This is a genomic window from Paraglaciecola aquimarina (assembly GCF_032464635.1).
In the GTDB taxonomy this organism is placed as follows: domain Bacteria; phylum Pseudomonadota; class Gammaproteobacteria; order Enterobacterales; family Alteromonadaceae; genus Paraglaciecola; species Paraglaciecola aquimarina.
On the sequence record NZ_JAWDIO010000002.1, the window covers coordinates 4,340,972 to 4,364,210 of the forward strand.

General features: G+C 40.7%; 22 protein-coding genes and 5 pseudogenes. 9 read left to right on the forward strand and 18 right to left on the reverse strand.

Annotated features, from left to right (window positions below):
* Positions 1–16 precede the first annotated feature (16 nt).
* From RS130_RS21510 to RS130_RS21535, 6 genes and pseudogenes are all read right to left on the reverse strand, one after another.
* Positions 17–1,017 (reverse strand): annotated as a pseudogene (locus RS130_RS21510) (Wzz/FepE/Etk N-terminal domain-containing protein).
* A gap of 129 nt (positions 1,018–1,146) precedes the next feature.
* Entirely contained in the window at positions 1,147–1,596 is a 450-nt protein-coding gene (locus tag RS130_RS21515; RefSeq protein WP_316028120.1) for a polysaccharide biosynthesis/export family protein, read from the reverse strand.
* 105 nt (positions 1,597–1,701) lie between these two features.
* Positions 1,702–1,764: pseudogene (locus tag RS130_RS21520) on the reverse strand (hypothetical protein); the annotation flags it as partial.
* A gap of 170 nt (positions 1,765–1,934) precedes the next feature.
* Positions 1,935–2,906 (reverse strand): annotated as a pseudogene (locus RS130_RS21525) (SLBB domain-containing protein); the annotation flags it as partial.
* Positions 2,907–2,923: 17 nt separating this feature from the next.
* On the reverse strand, positions 2,924–3,280 hold the full coding sequence (locus tag RS130_RS21530; RefSeq protein ID WP_316027629.1) for a polysaccharide biosynthesis/export family protein: 357 nt from the start codon (positions 3,278–3,280) through the stop codon (positions 2,924–2,926).
* A complete protein-coding gene (locus RS130_RS21535; RefSeq protein WP_316027630.1) occupies positions 3,252–3,683 on the reverse strand; it encodes a hypothetical protein in 432 nt (143 codons plus the stop codon). Before RS130_RS21535 ends, RS130_RS21530 begins: the two co-directional genes overlap by 29 nt.
* A 720-nt stretch (positions 3,684–4,403) precedes the next feature.
* Between RS130_RS21535 and RS130_RS21540 the strand changes: the two genes are divergently transcribed.
* From RS130_RS21540 to galE, 3 genes are all read left to right on the forward strand, one after another.
* On the forward strand, positions 4,404–5,897 hold the full coding sequence (locus tag RS130_RS21540) for a peptide MFS transporter (protein ID WP_316027631.1): 1,494 nt from the start codon (positions 4,404–4,406) through the stop codon (positions 5,895–5,897).
* A gap of 199 nt (positions 5,898–6,096) precedes the next feature.
* A complete protein-coding gene (locus tag RS130_RS21545) occupies positions 6,097–6,396 on the forward strand; it encodes a DUF6170 family protein (protein WP_316027632.1) in 300 nt (99 codons plus the stop codon).
* A gap of 2 nt (positions 6,397–6,398) precedes the next feature.
* Positions 6,399–7,412 (forward strand): UDP-glucose 4-epimerase GalE, encoded by a 1,014-nt coding sequence (gene galE / locus RS130_RS21550; RefSeq protein WP_316027633.1) that lies wholly within the window; start codon positions 6,399–6,401, stop codon positions 7,410–7,412.
* 382 nt (positions 7,413–7,794) lie between these two features.
* Here the strand turns inward: galE and RS130_RS21555 are convergent, their stop codons facing one another.
* The 10 genes and pseudogenes from RS130_RS21555 to ccmA all read right to left on the reverse strand — a co-directional run bounded on the left by RS130_RS21555 (position 7,795) and on the right by ccmA (position 15,666).
* Positions 7,795–8,553 carry an MlaA family lipoprotein gene (locus tag RS130_RS21555; RefSeq protein ID WP_316027634.1) on the reverse strand — a complete coding sequence of 253 codons (759 nt, stop codon included), beginning with the start codon at positions 8,551–8,553 and terminating at the stop codon, positions 7,795–7,797.
* Entirely contained in the window at positions 8,550–9,833 is a 1,284-nt protein-coding gene (gene ccmI / locus RS130_RS21560) for a c-type cytochrome biogenesis protein CcmI (protein WP_316027635.1), read from the reverse strand. Before ccmI ends, RS130_RS21555 begins: the two co-directional genes overlap by 4 nt.
* The gene (locus RS130_RS21565) at positions 9,751–10,272 is read right to left on the reverse strand and encodes a cytochrome c-type biogenesis protein (RefSeq protein ID WP_428982823.1); all 522 of its coding nucleotides are present in this window, start codon (positions 10,270–10,272) and stop codon (positions 9,751–9,753) included. Before RS130_RS21565 ends, ccmI begins: the two co-directional genes overlap by 83 nt.
* A gap of 1 nt (position 10,273) precedes the next feature.
* Positions 10,274–10,846, reverse strand: a complete 573-nt coding sequence (locus RS130_RS21570; RefSeq protein WP_316027636.1) for a DsbE family thiol:disulfide interchange protein — start codon at positions 10,844–10,846, stop codon at positions 10,274–10,276.
* A pseudogene (locus RS130_RS21575) lies at positions 10,843–12,866 on the reverse strand (heme lyase CcmF/NrfE family subunit). The gene RS130_RS21570 and the pseudogene RS130_RS21575 overlap by 4 nt, the downstream one beginning before the upstream one ends.
* Positions 12,867–12,868: 2 nt before the next feature.
* Complete coding sequence (gene ccmE / locus RS130_RS21580) at positions 12,869–13,351, reverse strand: cytochrome c maturation protein CcmE (protein WP_316027637.1); 483 nt, start codon at positions 13,349–13,351, stop codon at positions 12,869–12,871.
* A complete protein-coding gene (gene ccmD, locus RS130_RS21585) occupies positions 13,348–13,578 on the reverse strand; it encodes a heme exporter protein CcmD (RefSeq protein ID WP_316027638.1) in 231 nt (76 codons plus the stop codon). The genes ccmE and ccmD overlap by 4 nt, the downstream gene beginning before the upstream one ends.
* A gap of 18 nt (positions 13,579–13,596) precedes the next feature.
* Entirely contained in the window at positions 13,597–14,373 is a 777-nt protein-coding gene (locus tag RS130_RS21590) for a heme ABC transporter permease (protein WP_316027639.1), read from the reverse strand.
* A pseudogene (gene ccmB, locus RS130_RS21595) lies at positions 14,373–15,037 on the reverse strand (heme exporter protein CcmB). The gene RS130_RS21590 and the pseudogene ccmB overlap by 1 nt, the downstream one beginning before the upstream one ends.
* Positions 15,037–15,666, reverse strand: a complete 630-nt coding sequence (ccmA, locus tag RS130_RS21600) for a cytochrome c biogenesis heme-transporting ATPase CcmA (protein WP_316027640.1) — start codon at positions 15,664–15,666, stop codon at positions 15,037–15,039. The pseudogene ccmB and the gene ccmA overlap by 1 nt, the downstream one beginning before the upstream one ends.
* 180 nt (positions 15,667–15,846) lie before the next feature.
* Here ccmA and RS130_RS21605 point away from each other — a divergent pair, with 180 nt between their 5' ends.
* The 5 genes from RS130_RS21605 (at position 15,847) to RS130_RS21625 (ending at position 20,687) form a co-directional block, all read left to right on the forward strand.
* Positions 15,847–17,028 carry a hypothetical protein gene (locus RS130_RS21605; RefSeq protein ID WP_316027641.1) on the forward strand — a complete coding sequence of 394 codons (1,182 nt, stop codon included), beginning with the start codon at positions 15,847–15,849 and terminating at the stop codon, positions 17,026–17,028.
* On the forward strand, positions 16,934–18,193 hold the full coding sequence (gene fliK / locus RS130_RS21610; protein WP_316027642.1) for a flagellar hook-length control protein FliK: 1,260 nt from the start codon (positions 16,934–16,936) through the stop codon (positions 18,191–18,193). Before RS130_RS21605 ends, fliK begins: the two co-directional genes overlap by 95 nt.
* Positions 18,194–18,195: 2 nt before the next feature.
* The gene (locus tag RS130_RS21615) at positions 18,196–18,525 is read left to right on the forward strand and encodes an EscU/YscU/HrcU family type III secretion system export apparatus switch protein (RefSeq protein ID WP_316027643.1); all 330 of its coding nucleotides are present in this window, start codon (positions 18,196–18,198) and stop codon (positions 18,523–18,525) included.
* Between the two features lie 120 nt (positions 18,526–18,645).
* The gene (locus RS130_RS21620; RefSeq protein ID WP_316027644.1) at positions 18,646–19,545 is read left to right on the forward strand and encodes a GGDEF domain-containing protein; all 900 of its coding nucleotides are present in this window, start codon (positions 18,646–18,648) and stop codon (positions 19,543–19,545) included.
* Positions 19,542–20,687: a putative bifunctional diguanylate cyclase/phosphodiesterase gene (locus tag RS130_RS21625; RefSeq protein ID WP_316027645.1), complete on the forward strand. Its 1,146-nt coding sequence runs from the start codon at positions 19,542–19,544 to the stop codon at positions 20,685–20,687. The genes RS130_RS21620 and RS130_RS21625 overlap by 4 nt, the downstream gene beginning before the upstream one ends.
* Before the next feature lie 94 nt (positions 20,688–20,781).
* Here RS130_RS21625 and RS130_RS21630 read toward each other — a convergent pair whose 3' ends face one another.
* Both RS130_RS21630 and RS130_RS21635 read right to left on the reverse strand, forming a co-directional pair.
* Positions 20,782–21,990, reverse strand: coding sequence for an ammonium transporter (locus tag RS130_RS21630; RefSeq protein WP_316027646.1), 1,209 nt, complete (start codon positions 21,988–21,990; stop codon positions 20,782–20,784).
* 60 nt (positions 21,991–22,050) lie between these two features.
* Positions 22,051–22,389: a P-II family nitrogen regulator gene (locus RS130_RS21635; protein ID WP_316027647.1), complete on the reverse strand. Its 339-nt coding sequence runs from the start codon at positions 22,387–22,389 to the stop codon at positions 22,051–22,053.
* A gap of 230 nt (positions 22,390–22,619) precedes the next feature.
* On the opposite strand from RS130_RS21635, the gene lspA reads away from it, so the two are divergent.
* A complete protein-coding gene (lspA, locus tag RS130_RS21640; protein WP_316027648.1) occupies positions 22,620–23,117 on the forward strand; it encodes a signal peptidase II in 498 nt (165 codons plus the stop codon).
* Positions 23,118–23,239: the final 122 nt, after the last annotated feature.

Sequence of the window (23,239 nt, forward strand, 5' to 3'; positions counted from 1 at the left end):
GCAGTATGTAAACTAGTTAATCTGATCTGGAGTTATTAGCAGTAAAATAACGAATTAACACCAAAAGTACCGATGTAATACCACCTAGCAGTACACCTAAAATTACAATAAGTGCCCGTTTGGGTTTAGCTTTTACTTCAGGCACTAAAGCTGGGTCAATAGTTTTAAACACATATTCGTCTCGCACTTCTGCAAACATCAACGTTTTAGTTTGCTCTTCGATCAACTGATAAAGTAAAGTCTTATGCTCAAATATTGTGGTTTTATCAATTTGTGACTGAAGATAAGCAATACTTTTTTCTGCTTCTTCCTTATCACGGGTTTTCATTTCAAGATTGAGATCTTCTACTAGCCAATCTACCCATTGTTTAGCTATTTCAGGAGAGAGGTGCTCTACACTAATTGTCACCATTCCTGAGTTTTGGTCTTGCTTCACACTAAATAAAGCCTCGAATTCTTTTTTAGCTTCTTGAATTGATGGGATGACCTTTTTAGGAGCAGTAACTTGTCTGATCCATTCATCACTGTCAGTTAAGTAAATCTCATTATTATATATAAGCGTATTATTTGCCGCATTCCAACTTTTAACGGCCATTAAGTTTGGTAAAACATTGTGCTTTGCTACAAATTTCGCGAAAAATTCTCTAGACTTTAAAATTTCAATTGCTAAAGCCGTTTTATCAACTTTGCTGCTTCCTAAATTAACCCCAGCTAAAGACGCTAGTCCTCCAAATTGGCCAGCTAAAGCCCCCAACCCCCTTGCTGTTCACTTTGAGCCGGGGTAAGCAATGCTTCAGACTTATAAATATTGGGCAAGCTTAAGGCGTAAAATACCGAGGCCACAGCAAATACGCTGGTAATGGCAATAATTATCCATTTGCCAGCCCAAATTACACTCCAAAGCTCTCGTAAATCAACCTCATCACCTTGAGCACTTTGTGAGTTGAGCAAATCGGGCGATATCGCTACATACTGTATTCTATCTTGTTGTAGCTGTGATTTTGTATTGTCGGTCATTTCTATGTGCTCAAATATTGTCGTTCAAAAAGTTATAGGGAACCAATAGCAATGACTGCTACTGCCGACTGATAAAATATCTGCGTCATAGTTTGCCATAAGCCTATACGCTCGTAGTTAACCACATCTCTAGGCACAACAATTGTATCGCCTGTATTCGAGCTCTATTTTGGTCCCATCAAACCAAAAGCTATTATCCGGAATTTTTACTGAGCCATTAGATTTGACTATATACACTTTAGAGGCGTCGGCCCTTTCTGTTACTCCGCCAGAGCGAGAAATATATTGCTCTAAGGTTAGTGAATCATCCAAAACATGAGTAGTCGGTACAAAAACCTCACCAATAACCGACACAAAGGGAGAAATATTAGGGACAAATAACTTATCACCATCTTTTAAGACTAGGTCTGCTCCTTGTTCACCGCTCATCACTGTAAACATATCAACCACTAATCGTCCAATGGGCTTAACTTGCAACAGTTCGTCTAAGATTAATTTCGCATCTTGATAATCAACTGTTTTCACATTTTGATTACCAGAAACATTGCTTGAAATTATCTGTTGTCGAAGTTCTTCCACCGTTTTACTTACATTCGCTCGCTCTCTTTCTTGCAGCTCTTTACGGGTAAAAATAGCAGCTTTAATACTGGCTTCTTTGGTAAACCCTCCTGCTCGCTGAATAACTTCAGATAATGTCTCGTCTTTCTTAATTTCGTATGTGCCATGAAAAACAACCTCTCCTGCCAACTGTATGGTGCGAGTGTCATTCCAATTTGGAATTTTAACACATTCAATTTATCTTTACTTAGCAAAGACTGATTAGAAGCACTTACTCCTAATAAAGCATCGATAAGATTAATATTAACGTGTTCAACTTTAGAGGTATGACTGTCATCTATATAACTTCTTGACAGTTCAGCGTGCTGTGCATAGGCCGACTCTTTCAGGCCACCAGCAGCTAAAATAAGGTCGCGTACTCGCCCGCCTTTTGCAATAGGATAAACCCCAGGGTATTTAACTTCGCCGTTCACCTCTGCCAGCTTGATGGTCTCAAGGTCTGATCCTTCATCTTTTAGTCTCGCGATAATAGGCGCGAGCAGTTTCTTACGGCTATATGTTTTACTACTTTCTGATAAAAGCTGTTTAGCTGTAAATGAGGCGACTTGCGCTTCATGTGCATATTTAGCCTTGCTCTCGTCTAAATCTTCTTGAATGCGATCTACGCTATAATCCGCATCTGCTTCGCTAACTTTGGTTTCGGTGTCGTCTTCGTCATAATCTAAGCGATTAAATAGTGTTATCTGATCAAATTTATTCAAAACCAAATCAAAAGATTGGTCCAATACCTTAGATGGCTCAAATTGAATGACTTCGCTTTGCTTAGAAAATTTGTCTCTTCTAATAATTAAGCCGTAATCCAAATCAGTATTATTTAACAGCGTGTTTTTGTTGATGAGCGACGACAATGTTAAATCAGACTGCCATTGAATAAGTCCAGGGCTGGCATATGCGCCATTTACTACTATTGCATTAGAAAACTCATCGCTAGCATCTGGCACATTGATGTAATCACCACTCTTTAAGGCTACATTTGCAACCCCATTGGACAGTAAATTAACTGTTTTAACTTCTAGCCCTGTTTGTGGCGTTTTGCGAGAAATTTGGACCATATCGAGCGCGCCACTTGGCATCACGCCACCGGCGATTTTTAAAAGGTCTTGCAGTGTTTCGTTTCCTTTTGCCTCGTATATAGCAGGCCTTCTTACATTACCAGCAATACTCACCAACTTTTGCACGGTAGGTATAAATATAACGTCTCCCTGCTGGAGGCGTTTATCATGCTCTGTATTGCCGAAGATTAACAAGTCATACAAGTCAAAATTAGCCACGGTTTTTCCGGCTCTTTTTAATTCAATATTACGTAAAGAGCCAATTGAATTGATCCCGCCGCTTGCGAACAGGGCATGAGTGATAGTGGACAATGAGTTAATGGTGAATACACTTGGGCGATAAGCTTCACCGACCAAATAAATTTGGATAGTGCGCAGCTTGCCCATAGAAATATAGGGGTAACGCCAATGACTTGTTGATTGTATTTTTCTGTTAGTTGAGTTTTTAGCTGTTGGTAGGTTAAACCTACGGCAGACATCGTGCCTAAATTTGGTATCTGAATAACCCCTTCGTTATTCACAAACAGTTCAAACTCCCCTGTCTCCTTACCAAACAGTCTAATATTAATACTGTCTCCATAGCCCCATAACATAATCAGTAGGTACTGGGGTATTTTCAGTGGGCCCCATCGACACTCTACTTTCTGTTTCTTCCGATGCGTTAAATAAGCTATAGCCAAATGGTTTAAGTTTACTGGTTAACTCTTCTACCGCGCTTTGTTTTGATAGTTGAGCCGAAACTTGCTCTTCGTCTACATCTCTATTTACTTGCGGGTCGGTTATCGTTTGGTTATTTTGTTGGCTATTATCACTTGCTCCCGAAAAGTCAGCAGGATCAATACCTAATTGGCGAGCCAGCGCCTCTTGTTGCGCTTTAGACATGTTTTTGAATTGATTAATTTGTTGTTGGCTAGGGGTGAAAGCTTGGGCACTTACTTGACCGGCAAGAATAATAGTCAATAACAATAAAAAAATATACTTAGGCTTATTTAACATACAGCATTCCCTGTTTAAGACAGAATCTTAAAGGGCCTCCCCTTCAACTTCAACGGTGCGGGATAATAACGGAAAACTTACCGTTTTGGAATGCACATGAATGAAATTTAAAGAATTGCTTTACCAGTTTACCTACAAATAATTTCTCACCTTACTATCACTTTTCTGCATCGAATAAATTCAATCGTGCTAATTAAGAGGACATTGAATTTGCATGTGTAATTTTTGTTCATAAAACGCGCATTGTTCACACTATAAGTATGATTCTAGGCACCTATCCCTAGGCGAACTAGTAGTAACAAAGCCTGAAAGGCGTATTCGTCAGAAAAACTAAAGAAACAACGCAAAATTTTACATTGCTACAGTACTTTCTTATTTCATCACGCTTTCAACTAACACAATGACATCACACCGCCTTTTGAGTTTTTATATACTGCGCTGTACTATGAGCATATATGCACTAAACATCAACAGCCTCGGTTAAGCACAAAATTACCCAGCGTGTTAGCACCCATAAAATATGGCACAAACCACATATAAAAAAGTCTCAAAATTTTATCTGTACACCCAGTTTTCTTGAGTTGTTGCCTAGACTCTAGTATAAACAAAACGTTTATAAGAAAGACTTGATCGTAATAATAACATGCACCTTTCAGGGAGGCGTATGGTTACCTTCAACTTTCATTGACCAAAACTATAAAAATATTAAAGGCTGTTTAAATGACAACAGAATCAACGAACAACGATTTAGATACCGGTTTTTTCGGTCATCCTAAAGGATTATCCACACTATTTTTCACCGAAATGTGGGAAAGATTTAGCTATTACGGTATGCGAGCGTTGCTTGTTTTATTTATGACCGCCAGTATTCAAGAGGGCGGATTATTTATCACCGTGGCGTCTGCCTCAGCAATTTATGGCTTGTACACAGGGTCTGTCTACCTTATGGGATTGCCCGGCGGGTGGATAGCGGATCGCCTTTTAGGCTGTCAAAGAACCGTATGGTATGGGGGCTTGATTATTTTTGCTGGGCATTTGGTGTTAGCCATACCTAACGACTCGACATTTTTTGTTGGTTTAGTATTAGTCGTTTTGGGTACTGGTTTACTTAAACCCAATATTGGCGCGATGGTCGGCCAACTGTATGGCAAAACAGATAACCGACGAGATGCTGGTTACACTCTATATTACATGGGAATTAATATTGGTTCTTTTTTAGCCTACTTAACCGTTGGACCGTTAAAAGAACAAGGGCTATGGCACTGGGCTTTCGGCTTAGCAGCACTAGGCATGGCGATAGGGTTAATCCAATACCGTAAGACCATTTACAAACTGGGGGATGCTGGTGCTAAGCCATCTGTGCAATCATCGCCAACCATGATCCGTACCAGTTGGACAGTAATAGGTGCATTTTTAGTAGCCTTAACTGTCATTGTAGGTTTAATTATGGCTGGCAGTATCGTAGTAGATCCGGTGGCAACAGCTGAGTATGCAGCGGTCATTATTACTGCTATATTTTTGGCTTACTTTGCAGGGGTGTTTTTCTTTGGCAACTTAAGCAATAACGAAAAACGTAGTCTTAGCGCCTTATTCTTGGTGTGTTTAGCGTCGGCAGTTTTTTGGGCAGGTTTTGAACAAGCCGGCTCGTCACTCAACTTATTTGCTCAAGACTATACAAATCGACTGATTGGTTCTTTCGAAATTCCTACCATTTGGTTTCAACTCTCCAACTCAGCTTTCATCATTACCTTGTCACCTTTTATCGCGGCATTATGGATTAATTTAGCCAAGAAAATGATTACCCCTTCTTATGGCATCAAATGTGCCTTGGGCTTAATTATCATGGCCAGTGGATTCTTAGTTATGTTCTTTGCCGCGCAATATGCTGCCGCCGGTCTAAAAGTAGCGCCCTACTGGTTAGTGGCTACTTACTTTTTACATACGGTAGGTGAACTATGCCTTAGCCCCGTTGCGTTAAGTGCGGTAAGTAAGCTTTCACCAAAACGTTTTGCAGGACAAATGATGGGCGTATTTGTTTTAACCTACTCGATTGGTAACGTAGTGGCTGGACTACTCGCTGGCAATTTTGACCCGAACAACTTAGATCAAATGCCTGAGCTGTTCATGCAAATTTGTATAGTCAGTGCTGGCGTGGGCGTGGTCGTTGCTGTGTTTACCTTAAAGACAAAGAAGTGGGAAAAATTAGCCGACTAGTCGCTGATACCTATTCCATTAAATAACTATGCACTCAGAATATTTAGTTATTGAAGTTAGCATGACTAAATTTGTGGTGAAGTTAATTAAAATTTAACCATACCGCAAATTTAGCATGCTAGAATACACGCCCAACAGTTAAAATAGTTGGGCGTTTTTGTAACGACCAATTGAGCGATGGCAAGTAGGCCTTTAAAGAATGACCTTGTATTTTTCAACTAAAAAAATTCCCCAGCTACAGCATTTAACATTGCCGCAAAGGTTAGAAGCCCTGCAAATCGCAGAGCGTAAGTTAACCGGCCCCGAAAAGTTACTACTTAATATTTTAAAGTTACTGGTAGTCATTCCAGTATTTGTATTGATTATTCAAATATCCACTAATTGGATGGCCATTTTTTGGGCATTGTTGGTTACATTGTTATACCCACTGATCATCAAACCAGTTCATCATGGTTTATGCGTAAAATACATTCCTAACACACACAGACAAGGAGATTAAGTATGCAAACAATTCTAGTAACAGGCGGTGCAGGTTACATAGGTAGTCATACAGTATTGCAATTATTAGAAGCCGGTAATCAAGTTATAGTGCTTGATAACCTGTGTAATTCGTCTCAAGAATCACTCAAACGAGTAGAAGAATTAACGGGTAAAAAAACAATTTTTGTGCAAGGTGACATTCGCGACCACACCATTTTAGAATTGTTGTTTTCTAAACATAAGATTGATTCTGTCATCCACTTTGCTGGCTTAAAAGCGGTTGGTGAATCAGTGGCTAAACCGTTAAATTATTATAATAACAATGTATACGGCACCCTAACGTTATGCGAAGCCATGAAAAAGTATGGTGTGAAGAACTTAGTATTTAGTTCTTCAGCAACAGTTTACGGCGATCCAGTAGAGTTGCCTTTACGTGAAGATATGCCAACAGGCCAACCGACTAATCCTTACGGTATGTCAAAATTAATGGTTGAACTGGTTCTACGTGACTTATACAAGTCAGACAACGAGTGGAACATTGCCTTACTCAGATACTTTAATCCGGCTGGTGCTCACCCATCTGGACGTATTGGTGAAGATCCAAACGGCATTCCAAACAACCTTATGCCTTTCATCACTCAAGTAGCAACAGGTAAGCGCGAATCACTTTCTATCTATGGTAACGACTACGACACACCAGACGGCACAGGTGTACGAGACTACATTCACGTAGAAGATTTAGCCGCAGGTCACTTAAAAGCGCTAGAAAAACTACAAACAGGTGTAGGTATTGTGACGTATAACCTAGGTACAGGTCAGGGTTACAGCGTTTTAGATATGGTTAAAGAATTCGAAAAGCAAAGTGGCCAATCGATCCCTTACCAATTTGCAGAACGCAGAAGTGGCGACGTCGCATCATGTTATGCCGATCCTAAAACGGCCAGTGAGGCATTGGGCTGGAAAGCAACACGTGGACTTCCTGAAATGTGTCGTGACTCATGGAATTGGCAGTCTTCTAACCCAGAAGGTTACTAACTGCCAATCAAGGACGAGTGGCGCAGAATGAAGCTGTAAGCAGCATAAACTGCCCCACTCTGCCTTTGTTTTGTATCTGCTAATACGCCCAAAGGGCAAGCTATACATTATCCTGAGTTCTGGATAAAGTTCTGGATAAGAAGTACCGTTTAAGCTAAACACTAGTTTACGCTAAGCAATATCATTCAATGGCTTAATATGTTTTTGTCTACATAACCTCAGCTAAATGTTACTCGGTAACGAAATTTTCGGTGTATAGCAAGGCGGATTGTTTTACGTAATAACGTGTTATTGCTTAACAATTCAACGCCGCTAGACACAAAAAGAGCGTTATCCAGAGGTTCGGCTTATCCAAGATTCAGGTTACATGACTAAATGTCTGCTACAAATCTTCTAAAAAAGCATCCAGTTCATCATCTAACGCTTCTTCTTTAGCCGACTGCTTCACTTCACCATCGTTAACTTTAAATTCTAAATTTTGAAAGTAAGCACTTTTCACAAAAGCGTATGGATCAACTGACGAGTTCAACTGCTGCTCTTGTTCAATCACCGAGGCCCGGGTTTCTAGTACTTTTATGCCTGAACGCAAAACGGTTAGGTAAAAGTTTAATGTATCGATAGGCGAATAAGCACTATCAACCACATCTCCTACACCACTGCGAATATCGCTAGGGCCCATGGCCGGGATCATCAAATAAGGGCCGGTACCTACGCCCCATTTACCCAAAACCTCACCGAATTCTTCTTCCTCAGGCTGTAAACCAATTTCACTCGCCACATCAATTAAGCCTAACAGGCCCACAGTGGAATTAAGTAAAAAGCGGCCTAAGCTAATAAAAGTGCCGTCTATTTTTCCCTGCAATAAATTATTTAACGAGTTAGATGGCTCTTCCAAGTTTTCCGCCACATTGAGTAATCCAGTCCGCGCTATCTGGGGCATATAATCCACATAAGCAATAGTAACAGGGCGCAAAAAATAAGCGTCTAATACATCGTAGTTGAAATCCCAAAGTGTTCGGTTTACTGACTCAAAAGGATCATTTGGATCTTGATATGCAGCCGCTTGCTGTTTAGTTGCCCCCGACGCACAACCCGCTAGCAACAATACAGCGACTAAACCCAATAAAACCTTATGACTCATTTCAACACCTTATTAATTACAATATTTTCTTTGGTTAATTCACTATCACTCAAACTCACTTCCAGCTCACCTTCTAACTCTCCAGAAGCAGGCATAACATTTTCATCTGCTGAAATCCTAGCCACTAGCTTAGCTTGCTTTAATTGCGATAGCGTATAATTGGCCATCATAGCATTCTGATTGGAAAGCTCGACCACCACTGGCAAGCCAGGCAAAGGCATTTTGACTACCGCAGCCGGCATACGCACCTGTCCTGTTGGATCTTGAGCAAACACAAATAAATAGCCAGCTTTAGGAAGTTGACCTTCAAGTTCACTAGCCAATGTGACCGTAACAGCCACTCTTTTATTGCCTGAGTTTTCTACATCTTTCGCACTATTCTCAGTCAAAGGTGCCTCCGCCCCTTTTGAGTCAGCTTGACCGCCTTGTAACTCTATAGTCAATTGCTCTATTCTTTGCCCTATCGCTAAGTAATTCGGATCTTCTTTCGGCACAAATTGTCGCAACTTTTGCCAATTATCTAAAGCAAGTTGTTTATCACCCAGTTCTGAAGCAGCTACGGCTAACATCCCCATAGCGTTGGTGTTATCTGCTTCTACACTTAACACATGCAATAACACTCGCTTGGCTTGCAATATTTGTTGCTCTTGACCCGTCATCAGCAACGCTTGAGCGTAACTCGAAAGGGTGCCAGTATTGTTTGGATCAAGTTCGACTGACTTCTCAAACGCTTTAATTGCATTGTCTACACGATTGATTGCGGCAGATACTCTGCCTAGCAACATCCAGCCAATAGGATCATCTGGCTCTTCAATTAAACGACTACGCAACCCTAACGAAAAGTCCTGCATATCTTCTAAGGTTAAATTTTCATCACCTTGCAGGATCCGTTGTCCTAGCTCGCTGGTAGATTGTTTGGTTTGTTGCCAATGTACAATTTTATCCACTTCATTAGCGTGGTAATACACCGTTAAGCCAACAGCAAGACTGATAACCAAGGCAACCAATACCGCTAACTTACCACTCGACGATTCGCTATCTTTGCTTTTAACTTCATCAAGCAAAGCCATTTTAAATTCATTTTCCGATAGCTGTCTGTCCTTTTCAGACAATAAGCCTTGGTCCTGTTCTGAGGTCAATTCATCAATGCGCTGACGAATAATACCTGTATTGGTTAACGTATCTTCTTGCTTGGCGCTATTTCTTCTTAGCCATGGAAAAATAATGATTACAACTGCGGCCACCAATAACAGAGCGGCGCCTACGTAAAACTGATTCACTCGTCACGCTCCAGAAGTGCTTGGGCTTGTTTAAGTTTTTCGTCATCAACAACGGGTTGTTGTTTTTTCGGCTCATTACAATCCAAGTGAGAGTAACCAAAATAAACAACAGTGGTAATACCCATAACCAAATGGTCATAGAATTTACCGGCGGTTGATAATATACAAAATCTCCGTAACGCTGCTTCATAAAGGCAATAACCTGTTCCTTAGTCTGTCCTTTTTGTACTAAGTCATGAACTTTACGTTTTAGGTCTATCGCTATCATGGCATCCGAATCTGCGATATTTTGATTTTGACATTTAGGGCAGCGCAATTCTTTAGTCAGCTCTAAAAACAAAGCGCTCTGCTCAGGATTATCAAATTGGAACTTATCTTCTATGGCCTGAGTTGCGCTAACAAACAACACCAGCACGCTTACTATTAAGTACTTAAACATATTATTCAGCCACCAACTGGTCGTACAGTGGGGCAAACTTTTTCTCCCACACACGAGGATTAACATCACCAATATGATGTATACGAATTTTACCCTGTTTATCAATCAAATACGTTTCGGGTGCACCTGTCACCCCTAAATCTAACGATAGATCCCGTTTTACATCAAAAATATTGAAGGCATACGGGTTACCTAATTGCGCTAATTTCTCAACAACTTCTTGTTGAACCCTTTGCACCGTTTTAATCCCAAAATCGGGATCAATATCTTGATCATAATACAAGCCCACAATGTGTTTACCTTCTTGCTCTAGCTGTTTCAGATAGGGCAACTCAATCGCACAAGTAATGCACCATACTCCCCAAACATTGAGTAAAGTCACTTTGCCTAAAAAAATATCTTCATTATAGGTCTGTTGAGTATTCATTAAGTCAGGCAACACAAATGCAGGCATTGATTGCTCAAGCAAGGTGGATTCATGTTCTCGCGGATCGGAAAACAACCCTTGGTACAAAAACGCTAACAAGCCCAAAAACATGACTAATGGAATTAAAAAGAATAATGTCTTTTTCAAGATACTTGCTCCTTTAATGGCTTAGTTAAACGACTGTCAGCCTGTGTTTTATCGCTCTTAGCAGGCTTAGACTTAGCCAAGCGAGCCATTCGATAACGTTTATCTGAAATAGACAACACCCCACCAAAGCCCATAATAAATGCCCCTGCCCATATCCAAACGATAAAAGGTTTAACGTATATGCGTATAGACCAATCACCATTTTTCAATTGTTCACCCAAAGCAACAAAAAGATCACGCGTAAATCCTGAGTCAATCCCCGCTTCAGTCATGACGTTTCTTTGCACTGGATAAAAACGCTTTTCAGCGGCTAAAGTGACAATTCTCTGGCCATTTTCAAAAACATCCACCTTGGCAACATCGCCGCTATAATTTGGCCCTGAAAACTGTGACACACCTTTGAATACAAACTCATAACCTTGAACGTCTATTTTATCGCCCACCGCCATACGTACATTTCGCTCATCACTGTAAGCACTCACTAAGGTGATACCAATTAGAGCAACCGCAAAACCAAGATGGCCTAACACCATCCCCCAATGACTGCGGGTTAACTTTTTCAAGTCTGCAAAATTGAAGTCGTTATTTGAACCTTGTGGACGTAATCTTTGATTAATTTCAAGCACAGTCGTCAGCACAATCCAAAAACTCATGGTTAAGCCAAGCGCCGCCATATAGCTAGATTGTTCATAACCTAACGTTATCAGTAACGCGGCACTCACACTTAGGGCAAAGGCTAACAGCAACTGCTTATATAGAGCTTGAGGAGACTGATTTTTCCACCGAGAAAGAGGCCCTATCCCCATAAACAATACAAAAGGCACAATCAAATAGGTAAACATTTGGTTAAAGAATGGTGCGCCAATTGAAATAGACCCCATCCCCAACTCTTTATGCACTAATGGAAATAATGTTCCTAACAACACCACCAAAGTCGCGGCCGTTAAAAACACATTGTTGCCCATTAATAACACTTCTCGAGAAAACAAACTGTACTGTCCATTACTTTTAACTTGCGAAGCACGTAGAGCATACAAGAACAATGAGCCACCAATGATTACTGCCAATAAACCTAAAATAAACAAACCACGGCTTGGATCACTGGCAAAAGCGTGAACCGACACCAAAACACCAGAGCGGATCAAGAACGTACCTAAAAGGCTCAATGAAAATGCGGCTATAGCTAAAAATACTGTCCACGATTTGAACACTTTCCGCTTTTCGGTTACCGCTAAGCTGTGCATTAACGCGGTGCCAGCCAACCATGGCATAAAGGCTGCATTTTCTGATGGATCCCAGAACCACCAACCGCCCCAGCCAAGTTCGTAATAGGCCCACCAACTACCTAAGGCTAAACCCAAGGTTAGAAACGACCACGCAGCTATTGTCCAAGGTCTTGACCAACGAGCCCAAGTCGAATCGAGCTGCCCTGAAATTAATGCAGCAATCGCAAAAGAAAACGCTACCGAGAATCCCACATACCCCATGTACAACATTGGCGGGTGTATGATCATGCCAAAATCCTGTAGAAGCGGATTAAGATCTTTGCCATCTATGGGATAAAAGGCAACAAACGGTCAAATGGGTTTGAAGTGAGCAACATAAATAAATAGAAGCCGATGCCAATTGCACCTAATATCGCCAATACTCGAGCAACCATTTTGACTGGGATCGCTTTACTGAACAGTGCAACAGCTACTGTCCATATAGAAAATATCATCACCCAAAGTAAGAATGAGCCTTCATGGCCGCCCCAAACACCTGTGTACTTGTATTGAATAGGCAAAGAAGTACTAGAAGTATTGGCGACATAAGCCAAACTAAAGTCATCGGTGACAAAAGCATAGGTTAAACAAAAATAGGAAAAAGCCGTAAATAAAAACATGCCAATCGCCAACGGCTTAGCCATGGCCATTAAATGATGTTGATTTTTGTAGGCTCCCCACATAGGACAAACGGCTAACAACACAGCCATCATTAACGCCATGACCAAAGAGAAATTCCCGAGTTCAGCTAACATAATTAATATCCACTCCCAGACTCGTTATTACTTTGATTAGGGTTAACGTGTTTAATACCTTTCATTTTTTCGGCTAACTCTGGTGGCATATATTCTTCATCATGCTTGGCCAATACTTCATGGGCCTGAATATGATTGTTTGCGGTTAGAATACCCGTGGCGACTATACCTTGGCCTTCGCGGAATAAATCAGGCAATAAACCATGGTAACTAACAGTCACTATTGGCCCAGTGTCTTGCAGATCAAAGCTCACATCTAGCGTTTCTTGGTTACGTTTTACCGAGCCTGGTACTACCATGCCGCCAATACGCAAACGTTGACCGACTTGTGGGATCACTCCGTCTTTGCCTGTAATAATTTCACTTGGTGTATAAAACAAATCGATATTTTTGCTTAAAGCAAATAGCATTAGACCAATTGCACAACCGACCACCAGCACAATTGCTGACACGACCAGTAACCGTTTTTTACGTCTAGGGTTCATTTTGATTCTCCACTTTCAGGCACCTGAAGTTTTGTTTTTTGCGCTGCAGCCTTAATTCGAGCCTGACGAGTTTGCTCTGCGAGAATTTCGCCAAATAATTTGCGTTTAGTCATAATCGAGTCCAACCATAAAATGATTAAACTTAAAAATCCTAAACCAAAAGACAACCAAACATACAGACCATAACCACTCATGGCCCAAAATTCGTTGATGTTTTCAAAATGCATGTTAAATCCTAATCGCCGTTATCGCGCTTTTTGCGTCTTTTTTGCTAACGCTTTTGCTTGTACGTCGCCGGCCAATTTTACTACCCATGGACGTTTCATTTCTCTTCTTAAAATTTCATTCTGTATACGTAACAATGTAATGGCACCGCAGGCCATTAACCAACCAACTAAACACACTAAAAATGGCAATAGCATTTCTAAGGGCATAGAGGGTTCATCTACTTTCATTAGGGTCGCCCCTTGATGCAAAGAATTCCACCATTCCACTGAATAATGGATGATCGGCAAATTGATTATGCCAACAATGGCCATAACAGCAGCGGCTTTGCCTGCTTGTTGCTTATCTTCGAAAGACTTATAAAGAGACATCACACCAAAAAACAAAAAAAGCAACACCAATTGAGAGGTCATTCTGGCATCCCATTCCCACCACGTTCCCCACATAGGTTTACCCCAAGCAGCCCCGGTTATCAAAGAAATAAATGTAACCAACGCCCCCACTGGCGCCAAGGCAACCATAGACATAAAGGCTGTCTTCACTTGCCAAACTAAACCAACAAATGCTGCGATGGCCATGCTGGTATAAAGGCTCTTAGACAAAATAGCGCTTGGCACATGAATATAAAAAATTCTGAATGCGTCTCCCTGCTGATAATCCGGCGGCGCAAAAACGAGCCCCCAAACAGTACCTACCGCCAAGGCAATTAAGCCCAGCCCTGTAAACCAAGGTAATAAGGTTTGACATAAGTTATAGGTATTTTCAGTTTTTGCGTAAGGATGTAACCACTTCCACATCAGGTTTGACTCACTCTAAGTGCATAGGCAATGGCGAATGGTGCCAAAGCCAAAGAAAAAGAAACATCGCGCCAATAATTGCTAATTGGCCAGAATATTGTAATTGCATTGCCGCCGATTCTACTGCCGAGGTGGCAAAAATTAGCAGAGGGATAAACACTGGCAATAACAGTAAGGCGAGTAACACGCCTCCACGATTTAATCCAACGGTTAAGCCCACGGCTATGGCACCGATTAGACTTAAAATTGGCGTGCCTAATAAAAGTGTGGCTAACAAGGCCCAGTACATTGATTCGTCTAAATGTAAGAACAACGCTAATAAAGGTGACAACACAATTAACGGCAAAATACTAGTTAACCAATGCACAAGCACTTTTACTAGTGCAACTGCCGGCAAGAATGTAGCAGATAAAATCAATTGTTCCAAAGAACCATCTTGAAAATCATCTCGAAATAAGCGCTCTAACCCTAACAACGATGACAAAATAGCCGCGACCCAGATAACCCCTGGGCCGATAACCCTTAACATATTGGATTCTGGCCCAACCGCAATCGGAAATAAGGTGATAACCAAAATAAAGAACAAGATGGGCTGCATCAACTCCGCGCGCTGACGATAAGCCAGCGCTAAATCTCGTGTGAATATTGCTTTGAGTGCTGACATTAAATTCGATATTCCAAGGTTAACTCTTGCGTGGGGTAATCCAATTCCAAACTTTGATGAGAGGTCATGATAACCGCTCCACCTTGCGACAAATATTCAACTAATTTTTGACTCAACACCCTAATACCTTGAGTATCTAACGCGGTAAAGGGTTCATCTAAAATCCACAGTTTTGACTCTGTTTTTAACCAAAACCTAGCCAATGCGGTTCTACGTTGCTGTCCTGCCGACAAACTCCCCACAGCAACATCTTCTAAGCCTACTAAACCAAGTAATTCGAGTACTTCATAGATTTTAGTATCACTAACCTTAACGTTGTGCACGGCACACCAAAAGCGCAAATTTTCTACGGCGCTTAACGTATGGTTAACGCCCAACTTATGCCCAAAGTAGATGAGTTGCTGTTGATAGCGCTGCGCACATTCCTTTATATTTTGTTGCTCAAATAATACATCACCAGAATCAGCCGCAACTAAACCTGTTAACACCCGTAACAAGCTGGTTTTACCGGCACCATTAGGGCCTTTGACGTACAACAAAGCGCCCTGTTGCACAGAGATATTGACTTGCTCGAACAATAATCTATCTCGTTTAACCACGGATAAATTATAGGTAGAAAGTACCGCCAAAAGATTCCTCAAATAGGTGCCAAAAATTTGAAGGATAATATCATAGGCTTTAGGCTCAACCTACTGAACAGATGACAAAATAGTAACAAAATAATTGTAATAAAATTTGCCATTACTCAACTGTTTAAAATTTGCTATAAACTAGTTTAATATTTTACTCTCTAGGCCGATAACAACAACATGCCTACGACTACTCAACCCACAAATAATTCTGCCCTGCCTCAAGCGCTAAATGAATTACAAAAATCTACTGCGACTTTTGACTCAACAAAACAGGCCGTCACGGTAATAGTGAAACATTTGAGTGGCAATCTACTCAATCTATCCTTAGCAACAGGGTTGTTAAACAAGCCCGCTTTATTAGCAAATCCCGTTATTCAAGGGGAATTATCAAATGGCCAAGCTCATCAAATTAGAATCACCGACGGCAGCCCACCAGATATAGCGTTTTTCTCGGCCAATAAACCAGCAGAAAAAACCTTGATAAATCTTAATAATCAACAAGTAGACACGCTAGTAAAGTTGTCAGCTAAACAACTGATGGCATATTTGGCCCAGTTTAAGAGCGTAACATTCAATGCCACAGTATTAGCCAACTCTACCTCACTCATACCCACAGATACCTTAAGTTTAAGTCAACAATCGGCGCAACCCGCTGCCCCTTCTTTGGCACAAGGAGTGAATCAGTTACTGAAACTAAAGTTAACTGGCATGCCCGCGACAGCAGAAATTGAAATTCAATTGAAACAACCGCACAAATTTTCGGGAGGAGAGAAACTAGCCCTGACAGTCGTACCTAAAGGGGTAAATTGGCAAGTTAATTTAGCAACAACTGGCCAACAAGACATAAAACAACCCCAGGCTACTAGCACCAACAGGCAAGCGCCTTTGCCCTATTCACAATCTGTTTTAGTCGCACCAGACCAGTCCTTAAACTTAACAAAATCAGTCATTCAGCAACTTAGTCACTCGCAATCGGCAGACATTCCCCTGTCAACAAAACTCGTGTTACAACAATTAAAGCTCATTGCCAATTCATCTACGGCCGCCACTTCTGCTGTGCAACAATTGACACAAGCTTTGCAGACGCAGCCCATCGATAAATTAAGCCTAGTGTTAAATGAGCAAAGTCACTTTCAGTTGAAGATTGAAACAAATCAACCTACTGCGACAATCCCTATAACCAAAGAAATAGCCCACGCTTTGGCACCACTCAAACTGCCTGAACAACAAAGATTAATTAAACTAATTAATCAAGCAGCCGCCAGTGAACTATCGCCCTCGCCAAGCGATACACAGACCGTCAAACAAACGCCCGTCGACATCCATAGTCAAAGAAGATGCAGCGAAACCTATGACTAAAATATTTAGCCAATTAGGCGAGGCAGCGAAAAAAGTCCTGCAGCTGAATAAAGAGCCCTTAGCGCCAGGGCCACAACATATTCAGAAAAACGAAGATGCTGGCAAATCAACCTTGCTCAAACAAGATAGCCAATTGACATTAAAGGAACTAGCCAACCAATTACTGGAAAGAGTAATAAGTAGCCCCCTTGAGAAAAGCGTTATTACACCAAAGTTACTAACCAGCACGCCACAGCAAGTCGGGTTAATACAACAAATGTTGCGCGTCGCGCAAGCTAAAGCAGAAACCCTCAATGTCGGCATGCAGAACATTGAGCAAGCGCTAACCGACCCAGAACTGGTTAAGCAAGGCACAGATCCCAATCATAAACAGTTGGTCGAGCAACTGCTCCAACAAACCAAAACCACTCTACCTCAAGGAAAAGAAAGCGACGCCCAACAAATAAAACAGTTACTTACCTCACCTGCGATAAATTTAACGCCCTCGCAATTAGTGTCGGCCACTACCAATCAGGGCTTTATCAGTGGTTTAGTTGCCATGTTACAAATGTCGCTCAGTGCACGACTTACCCGAGCTCAAACCAGCAGAGATGATCATGTTGCCAGAGCGCTAAACGCTATTTTACCGCAAAGCGCTAAAGCAAAGTCAGCATTGACAGGCAAAGGACTGAATGAATTTCTACAGCTAGAACAAAAGCATCAATTAGCCCGAGAGATTGGCCGTTTATTTGCCGGTCATCAGACGAACAAATTGCACAATGCAGAGCAATTATTGCAAGGCCAAGAAAGTGTGTACTACAACATACCAGCACTTATGAATGGTACCTTTCAAGATGTCGAGCTATTAATAAAACGAGAAGAACAACAAAAAGAGCAAAATGACCAAGCCGCGAGTAGCCATAAAACATGGCAGTTGACGATGAAACTGACTATTGGTGAATTAGGAGAATTACTTACTAAAGCTAAACTGAGGCCCGACAATCTAGAGGTTGACTTTTATGCATCGAACCAAGAAGTCAAAATTCAAGTTATGAACTACCTACCTTTATTAAAAAGAAAACTAGAATCATTGGGTATAGAAGTCAGTAAGAGTCAATGTCAATTGGGTAAAATCCCAGATTCCTTGCAGCAGAGGCCCTATCATGTGTTTCAAACTAAGGTGTAAAAATGAGTGCTGATCATACAAGTAAGCAAAAACAAAAAACGGCTGTTGGCTTAAAATATCAGCAAGGAAACAAAACCGAAGCGCCCAAAGTTATCGCCAAAGGGTTTGGTGACTTAGCCGATGAAATAGTGGCTATCGCCAAACAAAACGGCGTATTGGTGCACCAAGATCCTTACCTAAGTGACTTTTTAACTAGCTTAGATTTGGGTCAGGAAATTCCCGATCAACTGTATCATGTCATTGCCGAGCTGATTGCATTCTCCTTTGTTTTACAAGGGAAAATACCTGATAGTTGGGCAAAATATCATGGTAAAGTGTCGAAAAAAGTATAGGTCTAGGGCGAATAATGCCAAACCAAAATATTTTAGTTTGTTAGAAACTGTTTTGTTATGATGGCGCGAAGGATGACTTATTCTGTACCCGTGCCACTGCAAATGGAAGGATGAACAATATTGTCTGCAAACTTTAATATTCTCAATGTTTTATATTTGTTCATTGCATCGATACTTGCCATTGTCTGTCATCAAATGGGATCATTCGACATAGAATTACCTCTGCTCGATACGACAATATCTAATGGCATATATAAAGGGATTTCTAACGATGAAGAAAACCTCAGCTATACAGGTGAGACGCCCAGCGCCGTTTGCCACTTAACCCAAATTACTGATGAATACAGCGTGTGCGGCGTGTCTCTGCCAATAGGAAATCAAGAAACAGGGATAGGCCGAGATTTATCTGGGTATAAAAATATAGAACTGAGCGTAAGTATAGACGCCCCTATCGACAATTCTAAAATCCGTGTTTCGCTTCGTAATTTTCATTCCAATTATTCAACCCTCGATAATTTAGTCACATTAAAGTTTAATTCCATTACGTACATACCAGATAAGTATAGTGGCACGATCAAGGTCCCATTAAATGCATTTCAAGTAGAAACGTGGTGGATAGACGAATTTAATATCGATTTCAAAGATGCTTTTCTAGATTTTTCAAACATACTCAGCGTTGATGTTGTTACCGACCAAATGCCCATACCGGGCAATTATTCCATTACAGTGCAAAAAGCAACACTATATGGTGAGCTAATTTCTGAAACAGAGTTGTTACAGATAATTTTGCTGTGCTGGCTGGTAGCAATCATTTTACTTATCTCGATTCAGAGAAACAAATTAAGCCAAGCGTCGATTACCGACCCATTGACCAAATTAATGAATAGACGCGGGGCCAACAGGTGGGTTGCAAAAAATTTAGCGCGATTCTCAGACAACGACCCTTTGACCATGTTCTATGTTGATTTTGACGACTTTAAAAAAGTAAATGATTCATATGGGCACCTTAGTCGGCGATGAGTTGTTATGCAAGTTTAGTGAAACCATCAAGCAAACTATTGCTGATAGTGTTGATCTCCGATTACATATTCTGTCGCTTGTCAGGAGATGAATTTTGCATAGTGATTAAAGACATAACAGCGTCTTTTCAAAGCCAATTTGCCGACACTTTAATTAGCTGTTTAAGAAACGGTATGCTGTTAAGCGTAGGCGAATTGAGAATCAGCATAAGTATAGGAATAGCCACGAGTGAGCCCAATACCAAGTCTTTTGAAGATTTGATGGCTCTCGCGGATGCCGCTATGTATTACGCGAAAAAACGAGGTAAAAATCAATATAAACTATTTGACCAAAGTATTGCGCAAGATGTTCTATTTCGAAAACAGGTGGCCGAAAAACTGCGAGTCGCACTAGAGAATAATGAGTTTCACTTAAATTTCATGCCAATTTATCATGTTGATTCATTAAAGATACATAGTGCAGAAGTGTTAATACGCTGCAATGCCAAAAGTTTACAAAGTATTGGACCTGATATATACATTCCTATCGCTGAGGAATTTGGTTTAATTAAAGATATCGATTTATGGGTTATTGAAACTACCTTTGCTCTGATATCACAGCATTCAGATTTCATTGAGCAAGCTCAACTTAGCATTGCTATTAATATTTCTTCTTTAGAGTTACACAACACACTGTTTATTCAAGATATAAAAAAGCTCATCACCGATTACAATATCGATACTCAATGTATTCAAATGGAAATTACAGAAACCAGCTTAATAGAAACAGATGAGCTGACCATCACAACGCTACAAGCATTACAAAACCTCGGCATTAAATTGGCGCTAGATGATTTTGGTATGGGTTACACCGCATTTAGTCAACTGATTAACTACCCTGTGGATTGTTTGAAAATTGATAAGTCGTTTATTGACAGTTTGATGTTGTACAAAGAATCAGAAAAATCAGTGTTGAAGGCGATATTTTCTATTGCAAACGCTTACCACCTTTCAACGACAGCCGAAGGCGTAGAAGAAGTGGCACAATTAGAATACATCAGAAACAACAACTGTGATTACGTGCAAGGATACTTATTATCTAAGCCAATGCCGTGGGACTCATTTGTAAAAGAAGTCACCAGCCCCAAAACACACGATCTATAACATGCGTTTTATAAAACCCGCTCATCTTGCAGTTGTAGCAGAATAATAATGTAGCGTTACTGGTGTAAGTAACGCTACTTGTCATGCAAAAGATTTAGTCGTGATTTACTGAGCCAATACTATGAATGCTCAAATCAGCGCCATTGTACTCTTCTTCATCCGTCATCCGTATTGCAGTAATTTTACTCAGTAACCCATACACGATGAATCCCCCAATAATTGCTACCACTATCCCAGCTAACGTACCGATTAGTTGCGCGGCAAAAGACACGCCTCCCATACCGCCAAGAGATTCTAAGCCGAAGATACCTGTAGCCAAACCACCCCAAGCACCGCACACACCATGCAATGGCCAAACACCCAGCACATCATCTAACTTTTTAGTTTGCTGGATGAAAGTAAATAACTTAACAAAAATAATACCGGCGATTACACCTACAAATAACGAGCCAATGGGGTGCATAACATCTGAACCCGCACATACCGCCACCAAGCCAGCTAAAGGACCATTATGAATAAAACCAGGATCATTTTTACCCACCCATAGAGCGGCAATAATTCCGCCGACCATAGCCATCATAGAGTTCATTGCCACAAGTCCACTTATGCCATCCATACTTTGCGCAGACATAACATTAAAGCCGAACCAACCAATACACAGAATCCATGTTCCTAATGCCAAAAATGGAATGTTAGAAGGCGCAAATGCAATGAGGCGCCCTTCTTTCATTCGACCGGCTCTCAATCCTAAGAAATATACCGCCACAAGCGCTAGCCAACCGCCCATGCCATGAACCACAACAGAGCCAGCAAAATCATGAAAGGTCGCGCCTGTAGTTTGTTCTATCCAATCTTGAATTCCATAATTGCCATTCCAAACGATCCCTTCGAAGAATGGATAAATGACCGCAACGATGAAAGCAGAGCCAATTAAAAACGGGTAAAACTTTGCTCGCTCGGCGATACCCCCAGAAATGATCGCAGGGATCGCAGCAGCAAAGGTCATTAGAAAGAAAAACTTCACTAAATCGTAACCGTTATTCGATGCTAATTCGCTTGCGCTATTAAAAAAGGTTGTGTCATAGGCAATCCAATAACCTATAAAAAAGTAGGCGATACAAGAAACGGCAAAGTCTGTAATAATTTTAACCAGAGCGTTCACTTGGTTTTTGTGACGTACAGTACCCACCTCTAAAAAGGCGAAGCCCGCGTGCATTGCGAACACCATAATGGCGCCGATAAGTAAAAAGTAGGTGTTGGAGCTTTGCACTAGTGTTTCCACAGCGCTGTTCATATCTTGCATAGTATTCTCAATTTTAAATTTTTGTGATGCTAGTTATTAATAGAGTGCTACGTTTGCGATTTATACCGCGTCGTCGTTTTCTTCACCTGTTCGAATGCGAATTGCTCTTTGTACGTCAAAAACAAACACCTTACCATCCCCTATTTTACCTGTGTTTCCGTGCGTCACTATGGTTTCAATACAGCGTTCAAGATGCTCGTCTTGGATCACGATTTCTAATTTGATCTTGGGTAAAAAGTCAACATGATACTCTGCCCCTCGATATGTTTCTGTGTGACCTTTCTGCCTACCAAAGCCTTTGACTTCTGTGACAGTTAATCCAGTTATGCCCACTTCTGTCAGGGCTTCTCTTACATCGTCTAATTTGAAAGGTTTAATAATGGCTTCAACTTTTTTCATCGTGACTTCCTATTTTCTACCGTTAATTCAGTAGTTTATTATGATTTTTGTAGTGTTGTAGAGTCCAATATATGAACTCGAAACAAATTTAACACAAATAATAAAAGCCATCATTGTTAAATAATTAACAAAATTAGCGATGACAAATAGACGCCCATACTCAGAACATGAAATAATCGACCGTACATTTAAGCGTTAAAAGCAACATTTTACCAAGGCAAGTATTAAATATGACAATGATTAAAAGGGCATCTTTGTTCTCGATTATTACACTGGTAAGTATATTGATCGATCAAGCAACAAAGTGGTACGCCGCTGAATTTTTACCTAAGTTTAAAATGACCAGCTATTTAGCTGACACCTTAAGAATTGGTTATGCGGAAAACACAGGGGCATTTTTGGGCTTAGGAAGTGGATTGAGTGATAGCACTAAATTCTGGATTTTTGTTTGTGCAGTTGGAGTGATTTTATTAGCGTTGTTGGTGTATATTTTTAAAACCAAATCTCAGCCTATTAACGGTATTGCCGCATTGTCATTAATATTCTCCGGCGGAATTAGTAACTTTTATGATCGCGCGACTAACAATGGCGCAGTCATTGATTTTCTCAATTTAGGCATAGGTTCATTTAGAACAGGAATATTTAACGTAGCAGACATGGCGATCATGTTAGGCGTGTTTATATTACTATTTGTGAAAACTGAGGACGGCAAGCAAAACGCACACTAATCTCCTAGATCATTGCTTTGTATTTAAATAACCACATTTAAATACAAAGTATTGGTCAAATTCATAGTATATTTTGTCACTTCGATGATATTTAACTCTCATTTAGTTACCTAAACTACCAT